This is a genomic window from Cognatiyoonia sp. IB215182, from assembly GCF_033963905.1.
In the GTDB taxonomy this organism is placed as follows: domain Bacteria; phylum Pseudomonadota; class Alphaproteobacteria; order Rhodobacterales; family Rhodobacteraceae; genus Yoonia.
On sequence record NZ_JAXBMB010000006.1, the window covers coordinates 59,834 to 79,637 of the forward strand.

The 19,804-nt window shown below is 56.7% G+C and carries 18 protein-coding genes and 3 tRNA genes; 15 read left to right on the top strand and 6 right to left on the bottom strand.

Annotated features, from left to right (window positions below; genetic code table 11):
• Positions 1-300: 300 nt before the first annotated feature.
• Positions 301-2,706 carry an endopeptidase La gene (lon, locus tag SLH47_RS13160; RefSeq protein ID WP_320240014.1) on the top strand — a complete coding sequence of 802 codons (2,406 nt, stop codon included), beginning with the start codon at positions 301-303 and terminating at the stop codon, positions 2,704-2,706.
• A gap of 143 nt (positions 2,707-2,849) precedes the next feature.
• Here lon and SLH47_RS13165 read toward each other — a convergent pair whose 3' ends face one another.
• Positions 2,850-3,125 carry a hypothetical protein gene (locus SLH47_RS13165; protein WP_320240015.1) on the bottom strand — a complete coding sequence of 92 codons (276 nt, stop codon included), beginning with the start codon at positions 3,123-3,125 and terminating at the stop codon, positions 2,850-2,852.
• A gap of 340 nt (positions 3,126-3,465) precedes the next feature.
• Between SLH47_RS13165 and SLH47_RS13170 the strand changes: the two genes are divergently transcribed.
• A complete protein-coding gene (locus SLH47_RS13170; RefSeq protein ID WP_320240016.1) occupies positions 3,466-3,759 on the top strand; it encodes an HU family DNA-binding protein in 294 nt (97 codons plus the stop codon).
• A 147-nt stretch (positions 3,760-3,906) separates the two neighbouring features.
• Positions 3,907-3,981, top strand: a tRNA-Val gene (locus SLH47_RS13175).
• A gap of 205 nt (positions 3,982-4,186) precedes the next feature.
• On the opposite strand, the gene SLH47_RS13180 is transcribed toward SLH47_RS13175, so the two are convergent.
• Complete coding sequence (locus SLH47_RS13180; protein WP_320240017.1) at positions 4,187-5,071, bottom strand: putative nucleotide-diphospho-sugar transferase; 885 nt, start codon at positions 5,069-5,071, stop codon at positions 4,187-4,189.
• A gap of 1,009 nt (positions 5,072-6,080) precedes the next feature.
• Between SLH47_RS13180 and SLH47_RS13185 the strand changes: the two genes are divergently transcribed.
• The 7 genes from SLH47_RS13185 to SLH47_RS13215 all read left to right on the top strand — a co-directional run bounded on the left by SLH47_RS13185 (position 6,081) and on the right by SLH47_RS13215 (position 9,945).
• Positions 6,081-6,311 carry a hypothetical protein gene (locus SLH47_RS13185; protein WP_320240018.1) on the top strand — a complete coding sequence of 77 codons (231 nt, stop codon included), beginning with the start codon at positions 6,081-6,083 and terminating at the stop codon, positions 6,309-6,311.
• A 69-nt stretch (positions 6,312-6,380) separates the two neighbouring features.
• Positions 6,381-6,953 carry a histidine phosphatase family protein gene (locus SLH47_RS13190; RefSeq protein ID WP_320240019.1) on the top strand — a complete coding sequence of 191 codons (573 nt, stop codon included), beginning with the start codon at positions 6,381-6,383 and terminating at the stop codon, positions 6,951-6,953.
• A gap of 42 nt (positions 6,954-6,995) precedes the next feature.
• Positions 6,996-7,071 (top strand) — tRNA-Val (locus tag SLH47_RS13195).
• Between the two features lie 147 nt (positions 7,072-7,218).
• A complete protein-coding gene (locus SLH47_RS13200; protein WP_320240020.1) occupies positions 7,219-8,157 on the top strand; it encodes a pirin family protein in 939 nt (312 codons plus the stop codon).
• A gap of 205 nt (positions 8,158-8,362) precedes the next feature.
• Positions 8,363-8,439: transfer RNA gene (locus tag SLH47_RS13205), tRNA-Asp, on the top strand.
• 121 nt (positions 8,440-8,560) lie between these two features.
• A complete protein-coding gene (locus SLH47_RS13210; RefSeq protein WP_320240021.1) occupies positions 8,561-8,962 on the top strand; it encodes a GtrA family protein in 402 nt (133 codons plus the stop codon).
• Positions 8,959-9,945 carry a glycosyltransferase family 2 protein gene (locus SLH47_RS13215; RefSeq protein ID WP_320240022.1) on the top strand — a complete coding sequence of 329 codons (987 nt, stop codon included), beginning with the start codon at positions 8,959-8,961 and terminating at the stop codon, positions 9,943-9,945. Before SLH47_RS13210 ends, SLH47_RS13215 begins: the two co-directional genes overlap by 4 nt.
• Before the next feature lie 4 nt (positions 9,946-9,949).
• Here the strand turns inward: SLH47_RS13215 and SLH47_RS13220 are convergent, their stop codons facing one another.
• Together SLH47_RS13220 and SLH47_RS13225 are read right to left on the bottom strand one after the other, a co-directional pair.
• Positions 9,950-10,531, bottom strand: coding sequence for a histidine phosphatase family protein (locus SLH47_RS13220; RefSeq protein ID WP_320240023.1), 582 nt, complete (start codon positions 10,529-10,531; stop codon positions 9,950-9,952).
• Complete coding sequence (locus tag SLH47_RS13225) at positions 10,531-11,904, bottom strand: M20/M25/M40 family metallo-hydrolase (protein ID WP_320240024.1); 1,374 nt, start codon at positions 11,902-11,904, stop codon at positions 10,531-10,533. The genes SLH47_RS13220 and SLH47_RS13225 overlap by 1 nt, the downstream gene beginning before the upstream one ends.
• A gap of 274 nt (positions 11,905-12,178) precedes the next feature.
• On the opposite strand from SLH47_RS13225, the gene hemA reads away from it, so the two are divergent.
• The 3 genes from hemA (at position 12,179) to ispG (ending at position 15,925) form a co-directional block, all read left to right on the top strand.
• Complete coding sequence (gene hemA / locus SLH47_RS13230) at positions 12,179-13,402, top strand: 5-aminolevulinate synthase (protein ID WP_320240025.1); 1,224 nt, start codon at positions 12,179-12,181, stop codon at positions 13,400-13,402.
• 114 nt (positions 13,403-13,516) lie between these two features.
• A complete protein-coding gene (locus tag SLH47_RS13235) occupies positions 13,517-14,716 on the top strand; it encodes a helix-turn-helix domain-containing protein (RefSeq protein ID WP_320240026.1) in 1,200 nt (399 codons plus the stop codon).
• 81 nt (positions 14,717-14,797) lie between these two features.
• A complete protein-coding gene (ispG, locus tag SLH47_RS13240) occupies positions 14,798-15,925 on the top strand; it encodes a flavodoxin-dependent (E)-4-hydroxy-3-methylbut-2-enyl-diphosphate synthase (RefSeq protein WP_320240027.1) in 1,128 nt (375 codons plus the stop codon).
• Between the two features lie 2 nt (positions 15,926-15,927).
• Here ispG and SLH47_RS13245 read toward each other — a convergent pair whose 3' ends face one another.
• The gene (locus SLH47_RS13245) at positions 15,928-16,599 is read right to left on the bottom strand and encodes a DsbA family protein (RefSeq protein ID WP_320240028.1); all 672 of its coding nucleotides are present in this window, start codon (positions 16,597-16,599) and stop codon (positions 15,928-15,930) included.
• A gap of 195 nt (positions 16,600-16,794) precedes the next feature.
• Between SLH47_RS13245 and SLH47_RS13250 the strand changes: the two genes are divergently transcribed.
• Positions 16,795-17,940 carry a pyridoxal phosphate-dependent aminotransferase gene (locus SLH47_RS13250; protein ID WP_320240029.1) on the top strand — a complete coding sequence of 382 codons (1,146 nt, stop codon included), beginning with the start codon at positions 16,795-16,797 and terminating at the stop codon, positions 17,938-17,940.
• A complete protein-coding gene (locus tag SLH47_RS13255) occupies positions 17,937-19,100 on the top strand; it encodes an N-acetylmuramoyl-L-alanine amidase (RefSeq protein ID WP_320240030.1) in 1,164 nt (387 codons plus the stop codon). The genes SLH47_RS13250 and SLH47_RS13255 overlap by 4 nt, the downstream gene beginning before the upstream one ends.
• Here SLH47_RS13255 and SLH47_RS13260 read toward each other — a convergent pair.
• On the bottom strand, positions 19,088-19,699 hold the full coding sequence (locus SLH47_RS13260) for a class I SAM-dependent methyltransferase (protein WP_320240031.1): 612 nt from the start codon (positions 19,697-19,699) through the stop codon (positions 19,088-19,090). The two genes, SLH47_RS13255 and SLH47_RS13260, sit on opposite strands and share 13 nt — an antisense overlap.
• Between the last annotated feature and the right edge of the window lie 105 nt (positions 19,700-19,804).

The window sequence follows — 19,804 nt, forward strand, 5'->3', positions numbered from 1 at the left end:
TGCGTATCGTGGTTTTGGTTTGCTTTGTTGCTTGTGGCATTGTGTTTGCATCTGGCGCGAAAGCAGATGATGCGGGTCTGACGCGAGGTTATTCGTCTTGCATTGGTCACTTTGTCGGCAAAGATTAATCATTTTCGCTTTGTATGCTTGCAGAGCGGTGCGGTGAGGGGCAGTCTGCGCGCGACGATTGACATGTCTGGTTGAAACGCCTGCGACATCACCCCACATGTTGATGCCAAGGAGACGCTCCAGGTTGCCGCATAGCGGGACGGGCGCGTCTTGCCAAAAAAGGAAAAGAGCATGCAAGAACCATTGAGTTCATCTTACCCCGTTCTCCCTTTGCGTGACATTGTGGTGTTCCCGCATATGATCGTGCCGCTTTTTGTGGGCCGGGACAAATCCGTGCGCGCCCTGGAAGAGGTGATGCAGGACGACAAGCAGATCTTGCTGTCCAGTCAGGTTGACCCCGGTCAGGACGACCCCGATCAGGACGGAATTTACAAGGCCGGTGTGTTGGCCAATGTGCTGCAACTCCTCAAGCTGCCCGATGGCACCGTGAAGGTGTTGGTCGAAGGCCGCAGCCGCGTCCGCATCACAGACTTCGTGCCAAACGAGAATTTCTTCGAGGCGAGCTGCGAATATCTGGAAGAAATTCCCGGTGAACCGACCGAGCTAGAGGCGCTTGTGCGCAATGTCTCGGCCGAGTTTGAGCGTTATGCCAAGATCAAGAAAAACATCCCCGAAGAGGCGATGGCGGCTGTCGGCGACGCGACAGAGCCCGCAAAGCTTGCCGACCTTGTGGCCGGCCATCTGGGCATTGAAGTTGACCAGAAACAGGGCCTCTTGGAAACGTTGTCTGTGACTGAGCGGCTGGAAAAGGTCTTTGGCCTGATGCAGGGTGAGATGTCCGTTCTGCAGGTCGAGAAAAAGATCAAGACACGCGTCAAATCCCAGATGGAGCGCACGCAGCGCGAGTATTATCTGAATGAGCAGATGAAGGCCATTCAGAAGGAATTGGGCGACGGCGAGGAAGGCCAGAACGAGGTTGATGAGCTTGAGGCAAAGATCGCCGAAACCAAGCTGTCGAAAGAGGCCAAGGAAAAGGTCGATGCGGAACTGAAGAAGCTCAAGAACATGTCGCCGATGTCTGCTGAGGCCACAGTTGTGCGCAACTACCTTGACTGGATTTTGGGTGTGCCATGGGGCACGAAATCCCGCGTCAAGAAAGACCTGAACCGCGCGCAGGACATCCTGGATGCGGATCATTTCGGTCTTGAGAAGGTCAAGGAACGGATCGTTGAGTATCTAGCCGTTCAGCAACGCTCCAAAAAGCTGAAAGGCCCCATCATGTGCCTTGTCGGCCCTCCGGGTGTGGGTAAAACCTCGCTTGGTAAATCTGTTGCCAAGGCCACGGGGCGTGAGTTTATCCGCATCTCTTTGGGTGGTGTGCGTGATGAAAGCGAGATTCGCGGCCACCGCCGGACCTATATCGGGTCCATGCCTGGCAAGATCATCCAGGCGCTGAAAAAGGCGAAAACGACGAACCCGCTGATCCTACTAGATGAGATCGACAAGATGGGGCAGGATTTCCGGGGTGATCCGGCGTCGGCCATGCTGGAAGTGCTTGATCCGGAGCAGAACTCGACTTTTGTCGATCACTATCTGGAGGTGGAATATGATCTGTCGAACGTGATGTTCCTGACTACGGCGAACTCGTACAACATGCCGGGGCCGCTTCTGGATCGGATGGAGATCATTTCGCTGGCTGGCTACACCGAGGATGAAAAGCGCGAGATTGCGCGGCAGCATCTGTTGCCGAAGGTGATGAAAAACCACGGGCTGAAGGAGAAGGAATTCTCCGTCTCTGATGACGCGCTGACGGCGATGATCCGGGTCTACACCCGCGAAGCCGGTGTGCGGAATATGGAGCGGGAACTGGCCAAGGTCGCGCGTAAGGCTGTTACGCAGATCGTGCGTAAGCAGGCTGAGACTATTGAGGTCACGGCTGACAATTTGTCTGATTTCCTGGGGGTGGAAAAACACCGCTTTGGCCTGGCCGAGGAAGAGGATCAGATCGGTGTGGTCACGGGCCTTGCCTGGACCAGCGTGGGTGGTGACCTTCTGAATATCGAGGCGTTGCGCCTGCCCGGTAAGGGCCGGATGAAGACGACCGGTAAGCTTGGTGACGTGATGAAGGAGTCGATTGATGCGGCCTCGTCCTACGTGCGGTCCATCGCGCCAGAGATCGGTGTGAAACCGACGAAGTTCGACACGCTGGACATACACGTTCACGTGCCGGACGGTGCCACGCCGAAAGATGGTCCATCGGCCGGTCTGGCCATGGTGACGTCGATTGTCTCGGTCCTGACCGGCATTCCGGTGCGCAAGGACATCGCCATGACTGGCGAAGTGTCGCTCCGCGGGAACGCGATGCCAATCGGCGGGCTGAAGGAAAAGCTGCTAGCGGCCTTGCGTGGTGGGATCACAACCGTGCTGATCCCGCAAGACAACGCCAAGGACCTGCCAGAGATTCCCGACAACGTGAAAGACGGGCTGACCATCATCCCGGTGAAGCATGTCTCTGAGGTGTTGGAACACGCTCTCGTACGCAAGCCAGAGGCGATTGAATGGGACGAGGCGGCTGAGGAAGCTGCCGCCGCCGCGCTCAAGTCATCAGGCGATGGAGAAGGTGCGCGGGCGCACTAGGCCGAATTATTGAGAATAGAAAGCGCGCCCAGCGGGGTGCGCTTTTTTTTGTGCCGGCATTGCACCCGAAGGTGTTTCGTTAGAGTTTGAACATTGCGGTGGCCACGAGTCTTGCTTCTCGGTGCAACGAGATATGTGGCAGATCATCCCTTCCGCGCTTGAGAGTTGGCGACCGCATGCCGGTTGAGATCAGAGTTTTGACCGCAGACGAAGCGAGTCTGCTCGACAACCTTGCAGTTGGTGTTTTCGACGATCCACTTGATCAGGAAGCGACCGCCGCGTTCTTGTCGGATGAACGACACCATTTGGTTGCCGCGATAGATGACGGGCTGGTGGTTGGGTTCATTTCTGCGATCGACTACGCCCATCCCGACAAACCCCGTCCGGAACTGTGGATTAACGAGGTCGGGGTTGTCCATCGCATCAAAAACGCAGGAGTGCCAACGCGATGATGTCGGTGCTGCTTGAACGCGGCGCGCAGTTGGGGTGCAAAGAAGCCTGGGTTCTAACAAACAAGAGTAACCTTGCTGCCCTGCAACTTATCACGCGTCCGGCGGGGTTGCCGATCAGACGGATCGTGTGATGTTTTCGTTCGTGTTGAACGACAAACACAAGTGATCTCAGCGATTTGCGTTTGTCTGTTGATCGGTCGATGTCCGCTTGTATTTGAAGATGGTCCGCGCCGATTTCTCGCGATGTGAGGCAATCGCCTTGACCTGCACCGTTCTTGCGGATGACAAGGGCTGAAAAGGATGCCGCATGACCGATGAAACCTCACCTTTGAAAAAACCAGACCTACTCGATCAGGTCGTGGCTCGAACAAATCTCAAAAAGCGGGACGTCAAGCCGGCGGTGGAGGCGGCCTTGTCCGTCATCGCCGACGCATTGGCACATGGCGGTGAGGTTGCTTTGCCGCCTCTGGGCAAGCTGCGCATCGTCAAGTCAAAGGAACTGTCCGAGGGCGCACGGGTGCTGACGCTGAAATTGCGGATGCCAAAGGATGCGTCACGTCACGCCACAACAGACCTTGCAGAGGACAGCGAGGACGGCTAAAGCCCCATCCGTTGGGTGATTAGCTCAGTGGTAGAGCGCTTCGTTCACATCGAAGATGCTTTGGGTGAAGCCTATCCAATGCATACATTGCTTTATTGGGGCTAACCGAATAAATGCGAAGTGCTTGCAGGTTCTGCGAACCGAAACGGGCTGTTAACTCAGTGGTAGAGTGCTGTCCTCACACGACAGAAGTCGCTGGTTCGAACCCAGCACAGCCCACCATTACCAAGCACGGTTCGGCCGAACTGCCGAGATCACTGTGTCTGCAACCGGGTAGTCGCGCTATTTCTATGTTACTTTCGCCATCCGCCATCGCCCAATAGGGATTCATGGGATTCCGCCACGGATGACTGGGAAGGTGAAATTCGGTCGGTCATGGTGCACGCAAACGAGCCTACTGCAAAGTAATGGTCCAACTGCGCAGAGATCAAAATGTCCTCAAGGCTAGCGCCTTAGTAACCGCCTTTTCAGCACCGTTCTCTTTGTTCTCTAAGCAGTTGAGGAGTTCGGTGGCCTCTGCTTGCAGCAACTCCGCTACGGATGGCATTGGCTCTATTGAAGTCGCGCCCAAAGTCATGTCGATCTGCCTGTGCTTCTCAAGGAATCGGCTTCGTTCTGGCCCCAAAAGATGATGCACAGTCAGATGATCGACACCGGTCTTGGCCAGGTGATCCCGCATTCGCATGAAGTGCAATACGCGAGGCGCAGCGAAGCGATCAGACACCACATCCAACATTGTAAGCTCGTTGAAGTTGTACTCGTACGGCAATGACACAACACGAATATCACTTTCAAAAAGCATCTCTCGCATCATTGATTGGTCATGGTCCAATTGTTCGGAGATTAGAGTATCCTCGGCCTGCTTGAGAAACGCCAGCACACGAGGATTGTTTTGGATGCCTATTACACCACAATTGTAGCGCGGCACGGACAAAGGGAGCTCTTTGCGCCAACTCCGCCTGTTCAGCTTGTGATTGTAACGTATGACTGGTGCCGCCGCAAATTCGTGGTGTTCCAACACGTCGAAAATGTCGCTTATGTCCGCGACGATGTATGTGTCGGCATCGAGGTAAACCGTACGTTCGAACGGTGACCTTATCATCGCTTCAAACTTTGGCCTGAACCACGGGCGATGCAAGGTTTCAATGTGGTCGAAGGGATGGTCGCAGTCGATCGACGTGTCTGTAAAGAGGTGGATTCGTGCCTCTGGCGCAACCTCGCGCAGGCTCCAGGCTGAAACTACAGCCAAGTCAGCGTAGCCTCGCCCGCTTGTGGCATAGACAAATCCAAAATTTGAAGATGAGCTATTCATCAAAGCGCCTCAAAGTGATTGCGAAAGTGTGAAGCTGCATCATGTCACTCCAGGATGTTTCAGCAGTAGTATGGTAACGCGAAGCAGTATGTCATCAGCTTAATGGCGTCGTCTTCACCCGACCGCAAGGTGCAAAGATCTGAGCCAGCACGATCTGCGGATTTTGTCACTCTGAGTGACTGTTGCTACCGCCAGTTTCTCTGTCGTTGAATGCTCGCCACCTTGTGTCATCCGGCAGTGCAAGAAACCAAGATTCTGTATTTGACTAATCTTATGTCTTCCCGCGATCTTGCGACGTACCTGCCGGTCAGTTGAATTGGAGCAAACTGACATTGCTTGCGATAAAGGCCATTGAGGGCCGATTAAGAAGCACTTTCGGCCAAAGAGAGCAGTGGTCTATGGCGCAAGTTCTTCCTTCACATCCAGCATGTTAGGAGTTCAATCTCTTATCACCACGATTTTGACACAGGGAGGGTCGGACGCCAGTACGATCTGTTGTCTGAATCCAAGTTGCTGAATTTAATGCAATAAATTACTTCTCTGAGACCTCAAAAAAGACGTGGTTTCCAGGTTTCAAGCGCGGTGTTCCGGTATCTGATAGATATGCTTTGAACACTGATATAAGAGGGGCGTGAAATGTCATACGTTCGATCTGCTGCTTTGTCAGGTTTGGTCGTTTTAACAGCAGCATGCATTTTCACTGACTATCAAGCAGCGATCCAAATCCCGATCTGGCTTCCGCGATAATTACCTTGAATGACAGTCGTACCATTCCGGATCGGAACTACAGCGGAGTGGGCGTCAATAAAACACATCGGACCTTCAGCAATGGATTTGGTTTCGGCCATGCCTACGGAAGTGTCCGAGGTACCGATGGTTCCTTGGGTGTGCAGGAATCCGCGCGGGCACGGCCGTTGGTGATGCCGTCACCACAGGGTCAGTCAGCTACAATGAGGCGGATGGCTTTACACGGGCGCATTCCAACACCGAAATTGAGCGTGCAGGAAACTTGACATTTACGGCGGATTTCGTGCCTGGCGGTGGCGTCATTTCAGGTGCGGACAACGGACGTGTTGTCGGTAGCACCCTTGACAACACTGACTTGAATGGTTCGATCATGTTCGATTGCGTGACAGCCGAGTTGGATGGGGCGATTGGCAAAGACCGTGTTGCCGGTGCCTTTGTTGGGCACGATCAAAACCGTGTCCTAGTTTGTGGCCTTGCAGGTAAAGCCAAATAGATTAGCGGCCTTTTCCCGCATGACTTTTTTCCGTAGTTCGTGCGGGAAGTCTGAGAAGGTTGTTGTTTCATGTCGTTCCCCGAACTTTACATCCTGCGTCACGGCGAGACGGAGTGGAACGCCGAAGGCCGGATGCAGGGTGCCCTGAACTCTCCATTGACGCCCAAGGGTGAGATGGATGCCGCGCGGCAAGGGGAAATTTTGCGCAGCCGGGATCTGGATGGCTTTGCCTTCATTGCCAGCCCTCAGGGGCGTGCCTTTCAGACGGCAGGCATTGCCCTGGCGCGGATCGCTTTTCACATCCGCACGGATGATCGTCTGCGTGAAATCGGTGTCGGTGAATGGTCGGGGTTGTTACGCAGAGAATTGAAGGTTTCCGTGCCAATGCAAGATGGTCCCGACGGTCCATTGGCCCTTTACGAGCATGCGCCGAGTGGTGAGGGATTTGCAGCCCTAGAGCAGCGCTGCCGGTCATTTCTCGCCGATCTGGAGGGGCCGTCGGTTCTGGTGACACATGGGATCACGTCGCGTATGATCCGTAGCCTCATCCTGACAGGTGGTCCTGATGCCCTCGGCACTTTGCCCGGCGGGCAAGGCAATGTCTTTCACCTGCACGACGGTCAGCAAAACCTTTTGGAATGAGGCTTGCGCTACCCGCAACGCTGGTCTAAACGGGCGGGCGTTGGGTGATTAGCTCAGTTGGTAGAGCGCTTCGTTTACACCGAAGATGTCGGGAGTTCGAGTCTCTCATCACCCACCAGAATCCCTCTCATGTTCGAAAAACCTTCGCATCAAACAAGATCGACGTTCTTTGTGCATTTGCGAACATAATCTATGATTTTGTCGGCCTATCATTGATCTTCGCACATCATACATTTGAGGCAGCTACAAAATAGGAGTGATTCAAATGAGCTGGAATCCTGCACTTGATCCTGATTGCCCAACCGGTGATGCCGTCGACGCGATTGAGACCGTCATCGTTCCACGCGCCCGTGACCTTGGCGGTTTCGAAGTGCGGCGCGCCTTGCCGGCGCCGCGCCGTCAGATGGTGGGTCCATTTATCTTCTTTGACCAGATGGGTCCTGCCGAGTTTGTGACGGGGCAGGGCATCGACGTGCGCCCGCATCCTCATATCGGGTTGGCAACAGTGACGTACCTGCATCGGGGTGCAATCCATCACCGCGACAGTCTGGGTACGGATCAATGGATCGAACCGGGAGCCATGAACCTGATGGTCGCCGGCCACGGCATCACCCATTCGGAACGTATGGATGGTGAGGCCAGAAAGAAGCCGCAAAGCCTGTTTGGCATTCAGACGTGGATCGCGCTGCCGAAAGGGGCCGAGGATCGCGAGGCGGCGTTCATCCACGCGCCCAAAGCTGACCTGCCGTTGATGGAAGGAGAGGGCAAGCAAGTGCGTCTGATCATGGGCGACGCCTACGGCGAACGCGCCCCGGTCGAGACGCCGTCAGAGATGTTTTATCTCGACGCGGTGCTGGAACCGGGTGCAAAGTTGCCAATGCCCGATAACCACGAAGATCGCGGTGCCTATGTCCTTGAAGGGTCCGTGGACATCGCGGGCCAGACATATGAGGCGGGCCAGATGATGGTGTTCCGGCCGGGTGATCAGGTCAGCATGACGGCTGGTGCGCAAGGTGCGCGTGTCATGCTGCTAGGCGGCGCAACGCTGGAAGGGAACCGCTATATTTGGTGGAACTTCGTTGCCTCCAGCAAGGAACGGATTGAGGAGGCGAAAGAAGCCTGGCGCGCAGGCGACTGGCAAAATGGGCGCTTTCAACTCCCGCCCGGCGATGATGCCGAGTTCATTCCGTTGCCGGACCGCTAGGCCACTCGCCGTGACGGGACGATTCGTGTTTGTGCAGAGCCTGATCGCTTTGCGCTGGCGCGTTGTCCTCAAGGTGCGTTGTCCCGTTCAGAGGGCGACGCACCGTCAGTTTGCGGAGATGGCGAGAAATTCACCCAATTTCTGCACGCCAAGTCTGTTTTACCGTTGACGGCCCCGATGTCCCGCTTTATCCCGCCCTTCACGCGCGGTTGTAGCTCAGTTGGTTAGAGTACCGGCCTGTCACGCCGGGGGTCGCGGGTTCGAGCCCCGTCAACCGCGCCACTTTCCAAACTCATGTTACTCGAAGTAATCTCCGTGCCCTCGGATGTTCCGGTTTGTTGCGCTTTGAAGGCGCGCGGAATAGGCCTAAGCTGCGTCATCGGTGCAAGTGAAGGGCAGAGTAATGGCAGGTAGATCGTCAGCTGGACGATTTCTCAGTTTCGGGCTTGTTGGGCTGATCGCAACGCTCTCTCATTACGCAGTGATGTTTCTGGGGCTGCTATTCTTGCAGATGCCGGTCCTGTGGTCGTTCATCGGTGCTGCGGTGGGTTCGGTCGTCGGATACATCCTGAACTATGTGTATACGTTTCAGAGCGCGCAGCCCCATCGTGAGACATTCGTGCGGTACGTGATCATCACGATTTTTTCGATACTGCTGAATACGGCGCTCTTCTTTGTTCTATTCGCGGTATTCGACTTGCCGGTAGCAGCCGCCCAGTTGACCAGTACGGCGTTGGTTTTTATTGCCAATTACGCGGCTCACAAGACTATCACCTTCGACATCGGAACGACGAAATCTCTATGACAGATCCAGAAATCTCGGTTGTCGCACCTGCTTACAACGAAGAAGCATCTGTTAATGCGTTTTATGAAAGGGTCGTTGCGGTTTTTGATGAACATGACATTCGGGGCGAGATCATCTTTGTCAACGATGGCAGCACTGATGGAACACTGGACGCATTGGTCGCGCTACATGCTCAGGACAGCCGGGTCGTCATCGTTGATCTTAGCCGGAATTTTGGCAAAGAAATCGCTCTGACTGCGGGCCTTGATCATGTCCGCGGACAGGCGGCGGTACCGATTGATGTGGATCTGCAGGACCCGCCTGAACTGATCCCCAAACTGATGGCGGCCTGGCGCGAAGGTTACATCGTGGTCAATGCGCGCAGGCGCAGCAGGCAGGGTGAAACATACCTGAAGAAAGCTACGGCATCAGCATTCTACAAGCTCATGCAGAAGTTTGATCGCCATGCGGCCATTCCCGAGAATGTCGGAGATTATCGTTTGATCGACCGCAAGGCGCTGGATGCCGTCACCAGCATGCGTGAACGCCACCGGTTTATGAAGGGCATCTTTCATCTGGTTGGCTTCAAACAGACCTTTGTGGATTATGACCGCGATCCGCGGTTTGGCGGCACGTCCAGTTTCAACTATTGGAAGCTCTGGAATTTCTCGCTGGAGGGTATCACATCCTTTACCACGCTGCCGTTGCGCCTCTTTGGCTATGTGGGATTTGTTGTGGCACTGATGTCATTTGCCTATGGGATGTTCATCCTCACAAAAGCGCTCTTCTTTGATGATCCGGTTGCAGGCTTTCCGACGCTCTTTGTGTCGATCGCATTCCTTGGTGGGATCCAGTTGATTGGCCTGGGTGTGATTGGTGAATATCTTGGTCGCATCTTTAATGAGACCAAGAATCGCCCGCTTTATTTCGTCAACACCGTCTATGAGGCGTCGAGCACGCAGACGCTTGTGTCGGTTCCTCAAAGTGAGAATTCGGCGTCATAGGCGCCTAGCTCAGCAAGTTTTCGAGCGGTTGCCATGAGCCCGCTGGTTTGCGGGTGATCGTGTCGAACGCGTAGTAATTGCCACCGCCATCGGGCTGATCGTATTGCCTGTCGATTGGGAGGTCCATCAGCGCACAGTAAAGCAAAGTGCCGACGGCACCGTGCCCGACGAAGAGAGTGTTCTGATTGGGGTGCCTGCACAGCACCGCATCAACCGCCTGCACGATACGCGTTTGTGCCGCGCGAGCGGTCTCCCAGCCCCGATAGCTTTGGTCTGGATGTGCAAAGAAGGCATCCGCAGCGGCTTCAAAGGCGGGGCCGGGCAGGTAGCCCGTGCTGCTGCGATCATTCTCGCCCATCTCTGCGATCATATGGTGCGGGCGGTCGAGTGCAGCCGCCAACAGGGCTGCAGCCTCGACTGCTTTCACTTCAGTGCTCGAATAGATGACGTTTGTATCAGCCAATGCACCCGAAGCCGCCAAGGCCTCAATGCGGGCTGCACCGGTCACGCTCAGTTTCCACTGCGGCACCGGCACATCGGGATCCTGAACCACCTGCGGGTGGCTCAGATACCGCGCGAGTGCCACTACTTCGTCATTTCATGCAGAATCCGTGCCCATGACCGGATGCCCTTGTGGAAGGACGAGAGGTCGTACTTTTCATTAGGTGAGTGGATCTGATCGTCATCCTTGCCAAAGCCGATCAGCATGGCGTCCATGTCGAGGATTTCTTTGAAATACCCGGCAATCGGGATCGAACCGCCGCAGCCCACATAGGCCGCCGCATTGGGCCATTCGTCGGACAGCGCCTTGCGGGCCTGATCAAAGGCGGGATGGGTCGTGGTCATTTGCCCGGCGGGACCGGCGCCGTGATCCGTAAACTCAACGCTGCAATCTGGGGGCAGCATGTCCTGCACCATCTTGCGGAAGTTTTCGCGGATTTTCAGCGGGTTCTGCGTGCCGACAAGACGGAAGCTGATTTTTGCACTCGCCTTGCTGGGCAGAACCGTCTTAAAGCCCTCGCCGGTATAACCCGACCAGATGCCGTTGACCTCGCAAGTGGGGCGCGACCAGATCATCTCAAGCGGGCGGCGGCCCTTTTCACCGGCGGGTTCTGACAGGCCCACCTCACCCAGGAAGTGCTTGTCATCGAATTTCAGGTCATCCCACGCGGCGGCGAGTTCGTTGGAAAGCTCTGGCACGCCGTCGTAGAAATCGGGGATCGTGATGCGCCCGTTTTCGTCGTGCAGGCTCGCGACGATGCGGGCCAGCACGCGGGCAGGGTTCATCGCGATCCCGCCATACATGCCTGAATGCAGGTCTTTGTTGGGGCCGGTGATTGTGAGTTCTTCGCCCAAAAGCCCGCGCAATTGCGTGATAATCGCGGGCGTGCTGTCTCCGTAAAGCCCTGTGTCACAGATCAGTGCGATATCGGCGGTCAGCTCTTCGGCGTTTTCTTCCATAAAGGGAGTCAGCGAGGGGGAGCCCGATTCCTCTTCCCCTTCAAAGAAAATGCTGATGTTGGCAGGCAGTGTCCCGTGTTCGGCCTTCCAGGCGCGGCAGGCTTCGACAAATGTCATCAGCTGCCCCTTGTCGTCGGATGACCCACGCCCACGGATGACTTTGCCGTTCGGTGTGTCTTCTACCTGGGGATCAAACGGGTCGCGATCCCAAAGCTCCAATGGGTCAACCGGCTGAACATCATAATGTCCGTAAAAGAGGACATGCGGACCCTCGCCGCCGCTATGCGCCACGACCATGGGGTGGCCGGGCGTCGGGCGCTTGGATGCCTCAAATCCTATTGATTGCAAGTCCGCCACGAGCCAGTCGGCGGCAGTGTCGCATTCCTTCTTGTAGGCCGGATCGGTTGAGATCGATGGGATCCGCAGAAGCTCCAAAAGCCGGTCGGTGGCTTGCGGCAGGTCGGCGTCAATACGGGTGAGGACGGGGTCGAGTGACATGGTCAATCCTTTGTGCTGTCTTCCGGGGCAACGTGCCATGCTCAGCCTGCGCGTCAATCGGATTTCGCTAAGCCGCTCAATTCACACGCAAAGCGAATTTGGGGTAGGGCAAGCCTGACTTTGATCTGCATCAACGAAGCTTTAGCCTGAAACCGTCATGACGGGGTGACAGAATGTAGCGTGTTGCCCATAGGGGCCGCGCTCTATATGACGCTTAGAACGATTCAAAGACCGCCTGAAATGTGGGCTTTGTGACGAGGATAAGGACGTATCAGTGGATTACGACGCCCAACTGGACACCGCGATCAACCGGCTTCACGACGAAGGCCGCTATCGGACTTTCATCGATATCGAACGCAAGCGCGGTCAGTTTCCGCATGCGACATGGCGTAAGCCTGACGGGTCCGAACAACCAGTGACGGTCTGGTGCGGCAACGACTATCTGGGCATGGGCCAGCATCCCGTTGTTCTGGCGGCCATGCATGAGGCGATTGATGCGACTGGTGCCGGGTCAGGCGGCACGCGCAACATCTCCGGGACAACAGTTTATCACAAACGGCTTGAGGCTGAACTCGCCGATCTGCATCGCAAAGAGGCGGCGCTCCTATTCACCAGCGCCTATATCGCGAATGACGCAACGTTAAGTACGCTGCCTAAACTCTTTCCGGGGCTGATCATTTATTCGGACGCGCTGAACCACGCATCGATGATCGAAGGTGTGCGACGCAACGGCGGAGCCAAAAGGATTTTCCGCCACAATGACCTTGATCACCTGCGCGAATTGCTGGCAGCGGACGACCCCGCCGCGCCAAAAGTCATCGCGTTTGAGTCCATTTATTCGATGGATGGTGACTTTGGACCGATTGAAGCAATCTGCGATCTGGCGGATGAATTCGGCGCGCTAACTTACATCGATGAGGTGCATGCGGTCGGCATGTACGGCCCACGCGGGGCTGGCGTGGCAGAGCGTGACGGCCTGATGGGCCGCATCGACATCATCAACGGCACCTTGGCCAAGGCCTATGGCGTCATGGGTGGCTATATCGCTGCATCTGCGAAAATGTGTGACGCGATAAGGTCTTATGCGCCGGGCTTCATCTTCACAACGTCCTTGCCACCTGCTGTTGCGGCAGGTGCTGCGGCCTCGGTCGCACATCTCAAGACCGATCAGGCTTTGCGTGAACAGCATCAGACCCAGGCCAAAATTCTCAAGCTGCGTCTGAAGGGCATGGGTTTGCCGATCATCGATCACGGCAGTCACATTGTGCCGCTGATCGTAGGCGATCCTGTGCACACCAAACAGCTCTCTGACATGTTGCTCGCGGATTTCGGCATCTATGTGCAGCCGATCAATTTCCCGACCGTTCCACGCGGGACAGAGCGACTGCGCTTCACCCCATCCCCGGTACATGGGCCGCGAGAAATGGATGCACTTGTGAGCGCTTTGGACAGTCTTTGGTCACATTGTGCGCTGAATCGCGCCGAACTCGCCGGTTAACACTTTTTCAATAAGTGCATGTGCCCTGTGGATATGTTATCCGTTTCAAAGGCGTATGCGGCTTTTTGATTCGAAAAGACGCGCGCTTAGGGGCAGTAAGCGACGGGACAGTCGATGATCGGGAAGACCTTCAAGCGTGATGACGCGTCGGAGGACGTTGGGGCAAAAGGCTTTGACGACTTTGAATTGCGGTTGGGCGATTTGATGCGCGGTGAGCGCGCGACGATGGGTAAAAGCCTGTTGGACGTGCAGCGCGAGTTGAAGATCAAAGCCGCCTATATTGCTGCGATTGAAAATGCTGATCCCTCCGCCTTTGATACCCCTGGCTTTATTGCAGGCTATGTCCGGTCATATGCCCGCTATCTGAATATGGACCCAGATGAGGCTTTTGATGCGTTCTGCGCCGAAAGCGGATTCGAGACCGCCCATGGTATGTCGGCGGCTGCATCATCGATCAAACCAAAATCCGGCGAGCCCGTGATGAGCCCCTTGGGCAAGGATATTTTCACCGCCTCTGAGACACCATTCATCCCCGTTGGCGACGCGGTATTGTCTGCCGTTGAACCGCGCGCGATTGGATCAATTGCCGTTTTGATCGCCCTCATCGGCGGGCTTGGCTACGGGGGTTGGACGGTCCTGCAGGAGGTGCAGAAAGTCCAATTCGCGCCTGTTGAGCAAGCGCCCGTCGTCGTTGCAGACATTGATCCCTTGGCAGGTGCGTCAACTGCACTGCGCACCAGCGATCCATTGGCGATTGTGGATCGTCCAACAAGTGATGCGCTGGATCGGCTTTATCGTCCGCAAGCCTTGGACGTCCCGCTTCTGGTGGCGCGTGATGCACCAATTTCTACTCTGCGTCCCGACACAATCGGTGCATTGGTGCCAGATCAGTCATTTGAACCACCTGTGGCGGTCGCCGAGGCAGATGTATCAACCGATCTCACTTCACCACCACCCATCCAGGTTGTCGAAGCGCCCGTGCCGGAAGTGCAATTGGTGGCGGTACGTCCTGCCTGGGTTCGTATCCAGTCGGCAGATGGCACCGTCATTTTCGAAGGTGTGATGGAGCCGGGTCAGAACTTCGTTGTTCCTTCGACGGAAGAGCCTGCGACACTCCGCGTTGGCGAAAGTGGCGCGATGTATTTTGCGGTGAATGGCACGCATTATGGGCCGGTTGGGCCGCGTGGCGTGGTCACCTCAAATGTAGAACTGACATCTGAAAGCCTGACAGCGTCTTATGCGGTTGCTGATCTGACGCAGGATGATGATCTGGCCGAGATCGTCAATTTTGCCGAGGTGCAGGCGGACGAGTAATCGCAGCGCTGATTGCTTGCCGCGGGTGGTGTTGGTGCTTAGGTTATGCGCAAAACTGGCACCATTCGGAAAGCTGCTGACATGTCGCTGAACCACGTCCGCCCTTGGCGCAATATCTATCGTCGGAAATGTCGTCAGATCATGGTGGGGTCAGTGCCTGTCGGGGGCGATGCCCCGATCAGCGTGCAGACCATGACGAACACGCTCACCACAGATGTGAAAGCGACGATTGAACAGGTCAATGCCGCCGCCGATGCTGGAGCGGACATTGTGCGGATTTCGGTCCCGGATGAGGCATCGAGTGCGGCGCTGAACAAGATCATTCCTGAAGTGTCCGTGCCAATCGTGGCGGACATTCATTTTCACTATAAGCGCGGGATCGAGGCGGCGGAGGCGGGGGCGGCCTGTCTGCGGATCAATCCGGGCAATATCGGCGACGAGGCCCGCGTGCGCGAAGTGATCAAAGCTGCACGCGATCACAATTGTTCGATACGCATCGGGGTGAATGCCGGCTCGCTGGAAAAACACCTCCTCGACAAATACGGAGAGCCATGCCCGGACGCGATGGTCGAAAGCGGGCTTGATCATATCAAGATCCTGCAGGACAACGACTTTCACGAATTCAAGATCTCGTGCAAAGCCTCTGACGTCTTCATGGCAGCAGCCGCTTATCAGCAGCTGGCTGAGGCAACGGACGCGCCCATCCACCTTGGGATTACTGAGGCTGGCGGTCTTGTATCCGGCACGATCAAATCAGCCATTGGTTTAGGCAACCTTTTGTGGATGGGTATCGGTGACACGATCCGTGTGAGCCTCTCGGCTGATCCTGTGGAAGAGGTGAAGGTGGGATATGAAATCCTCAAATCGCTGGGCCTGCGCCATCGCGGCGTGAACATCATCTCTTGCCCCTCCTGCGCGCGGCAGGGCTTTGATGTGATCAAGACGGTCGAAGAGCTTGAAAAGCGGCTGGAACACATCAAAACGCCCATGTCCCTGTCGATTATCGGCTGTGTGGTGAACGGGCCGGGCGAGGCGCTGATGACCGATGTCGGGTTCACCGGCGGCGGTGCCGGGTCCGGCATGGTCTATCTGGCGGGCAAGCAGAGCCATAAGCAATCGAACGATGACATGATTGAACATATCGTCGAACAGGTGGAAAAGAAGGCTGCTGAGATCGAGGCGGAGCAGGCGGTGCAAGCCGCCGAATAACGCTATTCCGTCCTGAGTTCCGCCACCACGGCCAGCATCTCGTCCGCAGGCAAGAAGCCACGGAGCATCTGGTCCTGGACCACAAAAGTCGGTGTTCCGCTGATCTGGAGTTGCTGAGCGAGGGCGCGGTTTTGGGTGATCACGTCCGCCACTTTTTCATCGTCCATCATCGCCGTGATCGCATCATGGTCGAGGTCAAAGCTTTCGCTCAGCCGTGCAAGTGACTGACCGGTGATCTCACCCTGAAATTCCATAAGCGTACCGTGGACACCCTTATAGACGTCATCCCCCGCAACAAGCTGCGTGGCAATGGCATAGCGCGCGGCCAGCACTGAAGGTTCACCCAGAATAGGGAATTCCTTGATGATGTAGCGGATGTTGCCATCGGCGCTCAGCACGTTCTGCACCTCAGGGAAGGCGCGTTTGCAAAAGCCGCAGCGGTAATCCATGAATTCGACAATCGTGATGTCACCATCAGGATTGCCGCCGACGAAGGAATGCCCGTCATTGAACAACGCGTCGGCGTTCGCGCGTGCAAGTGCGATATCGTTCAGCCGCTCTGCCTCAGCCTCGCGGGCCTGCAAGACGCCAATGGCCTCGCGAATGATTTCGGGGTTTTCAAGGATATAGGCGCGTACTTCGGCGCGGAATGCGTCACGTTCGGCGCTGCTCATTGCGTCGAGGTCCAGCGCCGACGCGCCACTTGCCAATCCGAGAGAAAGGGGAAGAGCGAGGCGCCACATCATTGAACAACTCCGGATAAAGATCGCACCATGTGTCAGACCATATCCGCCCTCGTTTGCCAAGGTGCATTGACGTCACATGCCGGTGAGAGGCAAACAGACGGCAAAACAATAGAGGCCGAGTGAATGCGACATTCCCACCGGGGTGAGGTTGATCCGTTTATCGTGATGGATGTCATGGAAGCTGCCCGTCGGGCCGAGGCGGCAGGCCGTGATATCATCCATATGGAGGTCGGGCAGCCGAGCACGGGCGCACCCGCTGCCGCGAGGGCCAAGCTTGTTGAGGAGATGGAGACGCCACTTGGCTACACGGTTGGGCTGGGCTTGCCTGACCTGCGCGCACGGATCGCGCGGCATTATGCAGAATGGTATGGCGTCGACCTTGACCCGGGCCGCGTTGTGATCACGAGCGGCGCGTCGGGAGCGTTCCTGCTCGCCTTTTCGGCGCTTTTCGACAACGACGAGCGGGTGGGTCTGGGCACGCCGTGCTATCCATCTTATCGCCAAATCCTGAAAGCCGTTGGTTTGCAGCCCGTCGATATTCCCACGACCCTTGCGCAACGGTTTCAGCCGCGACCAGAGGATGTCGCAGCCCATGATCTGGCAGGCCTTATCGTTGCTTCGCCGGCGAATCCGACGGGCACGATGCTCGACGAAGCAGCGTTGCGTGCCGTGGCCGAGGCTTGCGTGGCACAAGATGCGGCACTGATCTCGGACGAAATTTATCACGGCATCGACTACGACACTTTACCCGTCAGCGCCCTGCAAGTCACCGACGACGTCTATGTCGTCAATTCGTTCTCGAAGTACTTCTCGATGACAGGTTGGCGGGTCGGTTGGATGGTTGTGCCTGAGGATCATGTGCGCAGGGTCGAGCGTCTGGCCCAGAACATGTTCATCTGCGCACCCCATGCAGCCCAAGTGCTCGCGCTGCATGCGATGGATTGCACCGAAGAGCTGTTGGCGAACAAGGCCGTCTACGGCGCCAACCGCGCGCTGATGATTGACGGTTTGAAAGCTGCGGGTTTCAACCGCTTCGCGCCGCCGGATGGCGCGTTTTACGTCTATGTGGATGTGTCACGATACACCGACGATGCCGTCGCCTTTGCTGCCGAGATTCTGGATACGGCCGGTGTCGCTGTAACGCCGGGTGTCGATTTTGACGCCAAACGCGGGCGGCATTGGTTGCGGTTTTCCTATGCACGTAGCACGGATGATGTTCGCGAGGGTCTGGCGCGATTGGCCGCCTTCATGAATGGGCGCGGGGCGTGATCAGGTGGCTTATCCTTTGGATTTGCCTTGCCACCGGTGCAAAGGCGCAAGTGACCATCGACCCGGATCGCAGCGTTGTCCGCGACGGATGGTGGAGCTTGCGTGTGGAACTCGCGCTAAGCGATGTGACCCCGTACCGCGTTTTCACCCTCGACAATCCCCGGCGGCTCATCATTGATTTTGAAGATGTGATTTGGGAGGGCATTGACGGCCAGAAGCTGCGCAGCGGTGACCGGGCAATGGCATTGCGGATCGATCCGCTGCATTCGGGTTGGTCACGGATGGTTGTCGATCTGGCCGAGCCGCTGAACATTGTTGAAGCAGGCTTGCGCGGAACGGGGGCTGGGGCGGACTTGACGGTGGTCCTTGAGCAGGTATCCGGCGAGGAATTCGCTGCGGCGGCGGGGGCACCGCCTGATCTCGGGCGGGTCGCACTTGCGGCAATTGATCGGAAGCCCTTCCCGCCTGTGACAGATACGGATGATTTCGTTGTGGTGCTCGATCCTGGGCATGGCGGCATCGATCCCGGGGCGGAACGCGGCGGTTTGAACGAAGCGGAATTGATGCTGACCTTTGCCGAGGAAGTTGCGGCTGAGCTTAACGCACTCCCCGGCATCTCTGTCGTGATGACGCGCGACGCCAACACGTTCGTGCCACTCTTTACCCGGATGAGCGTTGCGCGGGCCGCCGGGGCGGACCTGTTCATTTCCCTGCACGCCGACGCGCTTGTTGAAGACGAAGCGCGAGGCGCGTCCGTATACACGCTGTCCCGGACTGGCGAAGAACGCGCCGGGCAGCAGGTGGTCGAACGTCATGAGCGTGATGACTTGCTGGAAGGCCTTGATTTGCGGGCACAGGGGGATCAGGTCGCCGCAGTGTTGATGGATTTGGCGCGGGCAGAAACCGGGCCACAAGGTTCACGCTTTGCAGAAACGCTGGTTAGCGCGATGCGCGCAGAAGGCGTTTATCTCAATTCCCGGCCGCGTCGCGAAGGGCGGTTTGCGGTTCTCTCGGCTGCTGACTTTCCGGGTGTGCTGCTTGAGGCTGGTTTTCTGTCAAATGCCGAAGACCGGGCTGTGTTGCAAAGCGCCGAGGGCCGCGCCCGCATTGCGCGCGCCGTGGCTGCTGCTGTTGATGCGTTTCGGGATCAGGCAGACTGATACTGGGCAAGCCAGATTGTATGTCCGCCGCAGTCGGGGTCTTCGGCTTTATGGTGGAGGACACGAAAACCGTGGCTGTACAGCAGGTCGCGATATTCGTCGGCTGAAAGCGACGCATGATATATGGGCGCGCCTGCCACCTGTCCAATCGCTTCGCCCGCAACGTGACCAGATGTAAACATCAATGCTGCACGGGGTGCTGCATGCGCCTTGAACACCGCGAACATGGCACGTTGGTCATGCGCTGACAGATGGAAGAAACTGTCCCAGGCGAGGATCGCATCGAATGCCCGATCCAAAGCCAGTTGCCGCATATCCGCCCTCACGACCATTGCATCAGGCAGGTTCTGCGCGAAAAGCCCGGTCAGCGTCTTGCTGGCATCGATTCCAGTGATCTGCGCGCCACGCTCTGCAAGGTATGTGGCTATGGGATCACCTGCACCACAACCAAGATCCAGAATGCGAACAGCGCCCTCGGCACGTGGTGCCGCATTCAGCATGCGGTCAAGCCACGGCTTCTCAAACAGGTTGCGGGTGCGGTCGCGCGCCCATGCCGCGCCATGTTCCTCATATGTTGGGATGACATCTTCGGGCTTCATGGGCCGGGAATGCCCTGATTGTTTCTGTGCTGCAATGCTTGACAATGGCGGCAAAGATGCGGCGGCATCGCACCGCCGAACGCGACGTTTGGCCTTTTGACCATT

What these genes read in the sequence shown, in the direction of transcription:
- lon (WP_320240014.1), top strand. Translation starts at nt 301, where the DNA reads ATGCAAGAACCATTGAGTTCATCTTACCCCGTTCTCCCTTTGCGTGAC.
- SLH47_RS13165 (WP_320240015.1), bottom strand. Translation starts at nt 3,125, where the DNA reads ATGGACAACCCCGACCTCGTTAATCCACAGTTCCGGACGGGGTTTGTC.
- SLH47_RS13170 (WP_320240016.1), top strand. Translation starts at nt 3,466, where the DNA reads ATGACCGATGAAACCTCACCTTTGAAAAAACCAGACCTACTCGATCAG.
- SLH47_RS13180 (WP_320240017.1), bottom strand. Translation starts at nt 5,071, where the DNA reads ATGAATAGCTCATCTTCAAATTTTGGATTTGTCTATGCCACAAGCGGG.
- SLH47_RS13190 (WP_320240019.1), top strand. Translation starts at nt 6,381, where the DNA reads ATGTCGTTCCCCGAACTTTACATCCTGCGTCACGGCGAGACGGAGTGG.
- SLH47_RS13200 (WP_320240020.1), top strand. Translation starts at nt 7,219, where the DNA reads ATGAGCTGGAATCCTGCACTTGATCCTGATTGCCCAACCGGTGATGCC.
- SLH47_RS13210 (WP_320240021.1), top strand. Translation starts at nt 8,561, where the DNA reads ATGGCAGGTAGATCGTCAGCTGGACGATTTCTCAGTTTCGGGCTTGTT.
- SLH47_RS13215 (WP_320240022.1), top strand. Translation starts at nt 8,959, where the DNA reads ATGACAGATCCAGAAATCTCGGTTGTCGCACCTGCTTACAACGAAGAA.
- SLH47_RS13225 (WP_320240024.1), bottom strand. Translation starts at nt 11,904, where the DNA reads ATGTCACTCGACCCCGTCCTCACCCGTATTGACGCCGACCTGCCGCAA.
- SLH47_RS13235 (WP_320240026.1), top strand. Translation starts at nt 13,517, where the DNA reads ATGATCGGGAAGACCTTCAAGCGTGATGACGCGTCGGAGGACGTTGGG.
- ispG (WP_320240027.1), top strand. Translation starts at nt 14,798, where the DNA reads ATGTCGCTGAACCACGTCCGCCCTTGGCGCAATATCTATCGTCGGAAA.
- SLH47_RS13245 (WP_320240028.1), bottom strand. Translation starts at nt 16,599, where the DNA reads ATGAGCAGCGCCGAACGTGACGCATTCCGCGCCGAAGTACGCGCCTAT.
- SLH47_RS13250 (WP_320240029.1), top strand. Translation starts at nt 16,795, where the DNA reads ATGCGACATTCCCACCGGGGTGAGGTTGATCCGTTTATCGTGATGGAT.
- SLH47_RS13260 (WP_320240031.1), bottom strand. Translation starts at nt 19,699, where the DNA reads ATGAAGCCCGAAGATGTCATCCCAACATATGAGGAACATGGCGCGGCA.